The 7,935-nt window shown below is 70.3% G+C and carries 6 protein-coding genes and 1 pseudogene; all 7 read right to left on the reverse strand.

The features are described 5' to 3' along the window. Positions 1–94: 94 nt before the first annotated feature. Positions 95–1,759, reverse strand: a complete 1,665-nt coding sequence (locus tag QH283_RS26635; RefSeq protein WP_280505684.1) for an ABC transporter substrate-binding protein — start codon at positions 1,757–1,759, stop codon at positions 95–97. Between the two features lie 64 nt (positions 1,760–1,823). Next, positions 1,824–2,807 carry an ABC transporter permease gene (locus QH283_RS26640; RefSeq protein WP_280505685.1) on the reverse strand — a complete coding sequence of 328 codons (984 nt, stop codon included), beginning with the start codon at positions 2,805–2,807 and terminating at the stop codon, positions 1,824–1,826. A 1-nt stretch (position 2,808) separates the two neighbouring features. After that, positions 2,809–3,858, reverse strand: coding sequence for an ABC transporter permease (locus tag QH283_RS26645; RefSeq protein WP_280505686.1), 1,050 nt, complete (start codon positions 3,856–3,858; stop codon positions 2,809–2,811). Further along, on the reverse strand, positions 3,855–4,697 hold the full coding sequence (locus tag QH283_RS26650; RefSeq protein ID WP_280505687.1) for an ABC transporter ATP-binding protein: 843 nt from the start codon (positions 4,695–4,697) through the stop codon (positions 3,855–3,857). Before QH283_RS26650 ends, QH283_RS26645 begins: the two co-directional genes overlap by 4 nt. A 29-nt stretch (positions 4,698–4,726) precedes the next feature. Further along, a complete protein-coding gene (locus QH283_RS26655) occupies positions 4,727–5,671 on the reverse strand; it encodes an ABC transporter ATP-binding protein (RefSeq protein ID WP_280505688.1) in 945 nt (314 codons plus the stop codon). A gap of 203 nt (positions 5,672–5,874) precedes the next feature. Next, on the reverse strand, positions 5,875–7,182 hold the full coding sequence (locus tag QH283_RS26660; RefSeq protein ID WP_280505689.1) for an NtaA/DmoA family FMN-dependent monooxygenase: 1,308 nt from the start codon (positions 7,180–7,182) through the stop codon (positions 5,875–5,877). Between the two features lie 75 nt (positions 7,183–7,257). Then, a pseudogene (locus tag QH283_RS26665) lies at positions 7,258–7,935 on the reverse strand (hypothetical protein); the annotation flags it as partial.

Here is a 7,935-nt window from a genome sequence, read left to right on the forward strand (position 1 = left end):
CCGCGCGCGGGGGGGCACCGCCCCGCGGCCGCCGCAAACGTTTGGCCCCGGGCGGCTTCCCTATCCCGGGGCAAAACGCGTCGCGGGTGTGGGCTCAACTCGTCTCCGGGACCCCGAATCCCATGTTCGAGTAGTCGACCCAGTTGTCCGAGCGCCAGGCGAAGCCGCGCACGTCGGAGCCGACGGCCACATTGGGCTGCACCTGGGCGATGAACACGATGGGCGATTCCTCCAGGTAGATCCGCTCGGCCGCGTTCCAGGCCAGACCCGCCTCGTCCGACAGCGCGTCCGGCAGGGCGTTGCCCGCGGCGAGCGCGTCGTAGAAGGGCTGATGTTCCCAGTCGGCGAAATTGTTCGTCGACCCCTTGGCGGTGTAGACGAGCAACTCGTACGGCGGGGTGAGGGTGATGGCGTAGTCGCGCAGGATGAACGCCTGGGAGGTGTGGTTGCTGCGCTGGGCGGCGAACTGCGCGGCGGGCATCTCGTCGATGGTGATGTCGAAGCCGGCCGCGCGGGCGGCGGTCTGGATCTGCTTGGCCGCGTCGAGCACGTCGGGTTCGGCCGCGCTCACCGCGAGGGTGAACTCGACGCCGTCGGGGAATCCTGCCTGCGCCAGCAGCTCTCGGGCCTTGCCCGGATCGTATGTGTAGCCGGGGAAACCCGCGTCGGTGTAGCCGGGGGCGTCGTTGAGCAGGAAGCCCTCGTTGTCGCGTTTGGCCAGGCCGCGATACACGTTCTCGATGATCTGCTGATAGGGGGTGGCGTAGGCCATGGCCTGGCGCACCAGCTTGTTGTCGAAGGGCGCCTTGTTGACCACCAACGGCATCATGATGAAGGTGTTCGGGTTGCCGACCTGCGGCACGGTGACAGCCGGGTCATCGGCCAGCGCGCCGAGGTCGGCCGGGGTGAGACCTTCGGCGAGGTCGGCGTCCCCGTTGCGGACCGCGTTGGCCCTGGTGCCCGCGTCGGCGACGATGCGCACGTTGATGGTCCGCACCGGCGGGGGTGTGCCGAAGAAGTCGTCGCGGGCGGTGAGCACCACCGAGGTGCCGGGCTGGAAGGAGGTCACCCGGTAGGGGCCGAAGCCGTGGTTCGGGTTCTCCGCCGACCAGGCCACCGCGTACGGGTCGTCCGGGGTGGCGTGCTCCTTCAGCAGTTTCGAGTCGAAGATGTGCCCGGCCAGGTCGGCCATGAGCGCCATGAAGGTGACGCCGAGGCCCGCGTTGGGCAGGGTGAACGACACCGTGCGGTCGTCGATCTTCTCGATCTGCTTCGCCGGATCGGTGATGGAGGGGTCCATGACGCCCGGCGAGACCGAGCGCGGGGAGGCGAATTTGCGTTCGAAGGACCAGAGCACGTCGTCGGCGGACAGCACGTTGCCTGCCGCGCTGATCGCCTCGCGCAGGGTGAAGGTGTAGGTCAGCCCGTCGGGGCTGACGGTGTAGGCGCTGGCCAGGTAGGGCTCGTAGGTGTAGACGTCCTGTTGCTGGACGCCGCGGCCCTGCGGGCTGTCGACGTAGGGTTTGCGCAGCAGGCCGGCGTGCAGGTTGTTGGCCTGCTCGTAGCCGCCGAAACCGTTGTCCACCGCCCACACGATGCCGGTGTCGGGAGCGACGACGGTCAGCACGCTGCCCGGCTCGCCCGCGCCGCCGGGACGGTTGGCGGGTTCGGCGCACCCGGTGGCGGCGACGAGGACGGCCAGCGCCCCCGCCAACGCCACCGGCAGGCGACGCCGGACGCCACGACGAATGTCGGACATGGGTGTCTCCGTAACTCTCGGGAGAAGACTTCTCGGGAAGGGACCGGATGAGTTCGCCGGTGTGTCAGCGGCCGGGGCCGCGGTTGAACAGCCGCTGTCCGACGGCGGTCACCACCACCACGGTCGCGGCCAGCGCCAGCGCCGGGAACAGCGCCGCCCACCAGCGTCCGGCCACCGCCGCGGCGGCGCCGGAGGCGATCATCGAACCCCATTCGGGGGTGGGGGGATTCAGGCCGACCCCCAGGAAGCCGAGGCCTGCGGTGAGCACGATGGCCGAGGCGAACACCAGGGAGGCGTTCTCCAGGGCGGGCCAGGAGGCGTTGGGCAGCACGTGCCGCACGATCACCGCGTACTCCGGCTCGCCGGAGATGCGGGCGGCGTCGAGATAGGCCTCGCCGCGCACCCGCAGCACCTCGGTGCGCACCAGCCTGGCCTGGTTGGGGGTGAGCACCACCGTCAGCGCCAGCGCCAGCGACAGCACCGAGGCGCCGAAGAAGGCGATCAGCACCAGGCCGATCACGATGGCCGGCACCGCCTGCACCAGGTCGATGGCGCGGGCCATGGCCCGGGGGGCCCCCCCCCCCCGGCGCCCCGGCCCCGCCGCCAAACCCCGCCCCCCCCCCCCCCCGACCCACCCGAGCGGGCCGCGCGACGACTCCTGCATGCCGACCAGCAGCCCGAGCAGGATGCCGACGGCGGTGGCCAGCACCGTGGTGAACAGCCCGATCATCAGGTTGTTGGTGGTGGCGGCGACGGTGCGGGAGAACACGTCCATGCCCGCGGAGTCGGTGCCGAACGGGTGGTCCCCGCCGGGTGAGAGGTCCGGCTTGGCGACCACGTCGATCGGGCTGAAGGGCACGAGGGCGGGCCCGGCCCCCGCGACGGCGACCACGAGCACGCCGAGGGCGGGCACGAGCCACCCGCACGCCCGGCGCAGCATCGCCGTCGCCGAGGCGCTCGTGGTCGTCGCCGATTCCTCGGTGGCCGTGATCGTCTCGGGGGTCGTGATCGTCTCGGGGGTCGTCGTCTCTTCGGGGGCGACACTCATGTCAGGCTCCTTCCACTCGGACGCCGGGTCGCCGCCGCGGGTCGAGCATCATGTTCACCACGTCGACGACGAAGAACACCAGCAGGGAGACCGCGGCGACGGTCAGCAGGAAGCCCTGCAGGGCGATGAAGTCGGCGCGGCCCACCGCCTGTACCGCGTACTCCCCCATCCCGGGCAGCGCGAACAGGCGCTCGATGATGACCGCGCCGCCGAGCATGAAGCCGAAGATGGTGCCGAACATGGCGACCGTCGGCGGCAGCGAGCGGCGGCCGATGCTCAGCATCACCATCGGCCGCGAGGCGCCCGCGGCGATGCGGAACTTGGTGGCCTGGGCGTCGGCGGCCTGCTGGGCGGAGCGGACGAACAACTTGAGCAGCATCGGCGCGTAGGCGATCACCAGCACCGCCACCGGCAGCCACAGATGCGACATCATCGACCGCAGCACGATGGTGTCGCGGGAGAGCACCGCGTCCAGCAGCGGCATGCCGGTGACGTGGGTGGGTGGGTTGAGCACCACGCTGTAGCGGCCGATCGGGGCGGGCGCCCAGTGCAGCAGCGTGTAGAAGACGAACACGCCGGCCACGCCGAGACAGAAGTCCGGGATGGCGCCCGCCGCCCTGGCGTAGCCGGCGATGGCGCGCGAGACCACGTTGCGCGGCCTGGCCACCACGAACAGGCCGAGGGCGAGGGTGAGCACGGTGGAGATCACCATCGCCAGCAGCGCCAGCTCGAGTGTCTCGGGCAACCGGCGGCCCATCTCGTCGAGGACCGGGGTGCTGTCCACGATGGAGTTGCCGAAGTCCAGGGTGAGGACGTTGCCGAGATAGCGGCCGAGCTGTTCGAGCAGACTGCCGTCGAGACCGAGCGAGGCGCGCGCCTCGGCGACCTGCTCGGGGGTCATGGGCTGACCGCCGGAGATGGTGGCGATCGGGTCGCCGGGGATCATGCGCACCACGAAGAACACTACGACCGCGAACAGGAACAGATGCACCGGCAACATGGCCAGCCTGCGCACCCACCAGCCGTGGGTGCGCCACAATTCGCCGCTCATGCCACCACCTCCGCGTGCCGTTCGGTGCGCTGGGCGGTGGTGCGATAGGCGTCGACCAGCTTGCGGGTGTAGGGGTGCTTGGAGCGGTGCAGCACGTCGGCGGTGGCGCCGCGTTCGACGACCGCACCGCGGTACATCACGATCAGCTCTTCGGCGATGAACGCGGTGGCGGGCAGGCCGTGGGAGACGAACACCAGTCCGGCGCCGTTGTTCTCGCAGTGCGCCTTGAGCAGGTTGAGCACCGCGCCCTGCACCGAGACGTCGAGGGCGGAGACCGCCTCGTCGCAGATGATGAGCGCGGGCCCGACCACGAGTGCGCGGGCGATGGAGAAGCGCTGCCGCTGGCCGCCGGAGACCTGGTGCGGGTAGCGGTCGGCCAGCGCCGGGTCCAGTTCCAGCGCGGCCACCGTCTCGTCGACCAGCACGTCGGCGGCGCGGGTACTCTTGCCGAGCAGCTCGATCACCGGCCTGCGGATCGCGTCGCGCAGCGTGCGGCGCGGGTCGAACGAGGACGAGGTGTCCTGGGCGACCAGCTGCACGTCGCGGCGGAACGCCCGCAGGTCGGGGCGGCCGAGCGCGGCGATGGAACGGCCGTTGTACTCCACGGTGCCGTGGGTGGGATGTTCCAGGCCGACCATCATGCGCACCAGCGTCGACTTGCCGGAACCGGATTCGCCGACGATGCCGATGCGGTTCTGCGGGGTGATGGTCAGGTCGAGGGTGTCCACGGCGGTGTGGCTGCTGCCGCCGCGGCCGCGGAAGATCTTCTGCGCGCCGCAGAACTGCACCGTGGTGTTGCGGCGGGCGACCTCGTCGACCTTCATGAAACTGTCCGTCACCGCGGTGTCTTTCCTGCCGATGAGTTTCATCACGCCGCCCCCGACATGGTCGGCGCCAGCGGCTCACCCGCGACGGAGGCCATGGTGGGCAGCCGCGAGGTGGAGGCGTGCTCGAGGGTGGGGATGCAGGCGATCAGGCCGCGGGTGTAGGGGTGGGTGGCGGTCTCGGCGAGCGTGCCCGACGGGCCCTCCTCCACGACGCGGCCCTTGTTCATGACCACCGTCCAGTCGGTGAACTCCTGGCACAGCGCGATGTCGTGGGAGACCATGAGCAGGCCGGCGCCGACGTCCTCGCTCAGCGCCACCATCAGTTGCATCAGCTCGCGCGACAGGGTGGCGTCGAGGGCGCTGGTCGGCTCGTCGGCGATGAGCAGGCGCGGCGAGCCGCTGAGCGCGATGGCGATCATGACGCGTTGGCGCATGCCGCCGGACAGTTCGTAAGGGCGGGCGGCCATCACCCGGTCGGTGTCGGTGAGCCCGACCTTGGTGAGCCATTCGGCGGCGGCGGCGCGGGCGGCGGCCCGGCTCGGCTTCTTGCCGCCCGCGGCGCGTTCGGTGTTGCGGATGACGGCGGTCAGCTGCTGGCCGATGGTCCACACCGGGTCGAGCGAGGTCATGGCGTCCTGGAAGACCACGGCCACGCCCTCGATACGGTGTGGGACGGCGCTGCGCTTGCGGGCCAGCAGGTCCTGGCCGTCGAAGCTCAGCGCACCAGCGTCGACCAGTGCGTCGGGGGCGAGGAAGCCCGCGACGGCCATGCACGCGTTGGTCTTGCCCGAGCCGGACTCGCCGACGACGGCGACCTTGGTGCCGGGCTGCATGGTCAGGGAGAAGGAGTCCACGGCGGTGAACAGGCCGCGCGGGGTGTGGTAGCGGATGGTGAGATCGCGGACGGTCAGCAGCGGCGGGGTGTCGGGCGCGGCGCTGACGGGCGCCTTCCTGGCGGGGGTGGGGGAAACGGTGGTGGAGGCCATGGTCGGTCCGCTCCTTGTCGCGGTGATGGATAACGAGGCCATGGGCGGTGCGCGCTCGTGCGTGAGTGGTGGTCGCCCACCGGTGACGGTCCGCGCTGACCGTTCCGGGTTCGCTCGGGTGGTGGCCCGAGAGGTGTTGTGCGAGTGATTGATTCGTTGATCGGGTCGAACTGGTGGGGCAGGGTGGCGGTCGGACGCGTGGGTCAGAAGTCCATGAGGTTCTCGCGGAAGGTCTTGTGCGCGAAACCGTCCCGGATCAGTCCGCGCTTGCGCAGCGCAGGCGCCAGGCCGTCGCAGACCTCCATGATCGAGCGGCGGGTGACGTCGGGGTACATGAGGAAGCCGTCGCCGCCCGCCTCCGCCATGACCTCGCCCATCTGGGCGGCCATGGTGTCGGGGCTGCCGACGAACTCCATGCCGTAGTTGGCCGGCCCGGTGGCCAGATCGCGCAGGGTGATGTTCTCCGAGCCCGCCAGCCAGGCCTTGGCGGTGGTGGTCTCGCCGTTGCCGATCTCCTGCGGGACCGGACCGTCCAGGTCGTACTTGCGGTAGTCGACGACGCCGCCGGAGACGTAGGACAGGTACCACAGGCGCTTCTCGATGTTGTCCGGGTCGTGCTTGGCCTTGTCGAAGCGGTTGAAGCGTTCCTGCGCCTCGGCGTCGGTGTCGCCGAGGTAGGGGGTGGCCATGAACAGGATCTTCAGGTCCTGTGGCTTGCGGCCGTGTTCGATGAGCCTGCGGTCCATGTCCTGGCGCAGCGCCTTCATCTGCTCGGGGGTCTTGGCCAGCGCGAGCATGGTGTCGGCGTGGCGGGCGGCGAGGTCGCGGCCGGGATGGGAGTTGCCCGCCTGGGCGACGACGGGGCGGCGCTGCGGGCCGGGGATCGTGTTGAGCGGGCCGCGGCACTTGAAGTACTTGCCCTCGAAGTCGATCGGGTGGACCTTGGTGTGGTCGGCGTAGCGCGGGGTCTCGGTGTCGTGAACCAGCGCGTCGGGCTCCCAGGAGTCCCACAGCTGACTGACGACCTCCATCCACTCGTCGGCCATCGCGTAGCGTTCGGCGTGCTCGAAGTGCTTGTCCAGACCGAAGTTCTGGGCCACCCGGTGTGAGACGGAGGTGACCACGTTGATGCCGACGCGGCCCTTGGTGAGGTGGTCGAGGGTCACCATGGAGCGGGCCGCCAGGTAGGGCGGGTATTGGATGGTGGACATGGTGGCCACGATGCCGATGTGCTCGGTGGCCTGGGCCAGCAGCGGCACCAGCGGGATGGGGTCGTTCTTGGGGGCCATGAGACCGTACTTGAGCGTGGTCTCCATGGAGGAGCCGTAGGTGTCCTCCACCATCGAGGTGTCCTCGATGAAGAGCAGATCGAAGCCCGCTCGCTCGAGCGATGTCGTGAGATCCACGTACATGCTCGGCTGGGTCCATTCGGTCACCGCGCGGCCGGTCCAATTGCCGTACCAGGGCTGCATTCCGAAGCCGTTGCCGAGAAACCATCCGAGTCGGAACATTGCCATTCTCCTTCGTCGTTTCGATCAGCCAAACGGCCGACCGTGTCGTCATCGCTTCCAGTGGGTAAAAACCGATTACGCAGCTGCATTCACCGTGGAATCGCACTCTGAGCTGCTGATTTCCAGCTCACGGCCGGCAATAACGCCGCGCTGGTTTTCGAGGCCGCGCGCCGTCGCCGCCACCGTGAGGCAGCAGAGGGCGAATATCGTCGCGATCGTCAGCACGCCACCGGACACCCCGAGCAGCGCCACACACGCGCCGCCTGCCACCACGAACAACCACGCCCCCAGATAGGCGACGGCGGTGTAGCCCGAGACGGTCCGGCCGTGCTCGACCGGCCCGAGCCCGGCGGTCACCATCGCCTGCCCGATGCGCACCGCCGCCACCTGCACCAGCCCGGAGAAGGTCGAGCCGACCAGCAGCAGCGGCACGCTGCCGAGCGCCACTCCCAGTGCGGCGCACAGCATTCCGGCGGCCATCGCCACCCCCGCCGCCGGGATGGAACGGACCAAGCGGCTGACGCCCTCGCGCGGCACGGTGGCCGCGGCGGCGGCGAACAGCGCCGAACCGCACAGCGCCAGCGCCACCGGCAGCGAGCCGGTCACCCCCTGCCGCAGCACCGCGGCGGGGAACACGCCGGTGGCCAGCGCGCCGATGGCCCAGGCCAGCGCGCCGATCAGGTAGGCGATCGGCTGCCCGCCCCGCCCCCGCGGTCCGGCCACCGGACTGCCGACGGCCGGACCGCCGCGGAC

Origin of the sequence: Nocardia farcinica (genome assembly GCF_029867845.1) — a bacterium.
Taxonomy (GTDB): Bacteria; Actinomycetota; Actinomycetes; order Mycobacteriales; family Mycobacteriaceae; genus Nocardia; species Nocardia farcinica_A.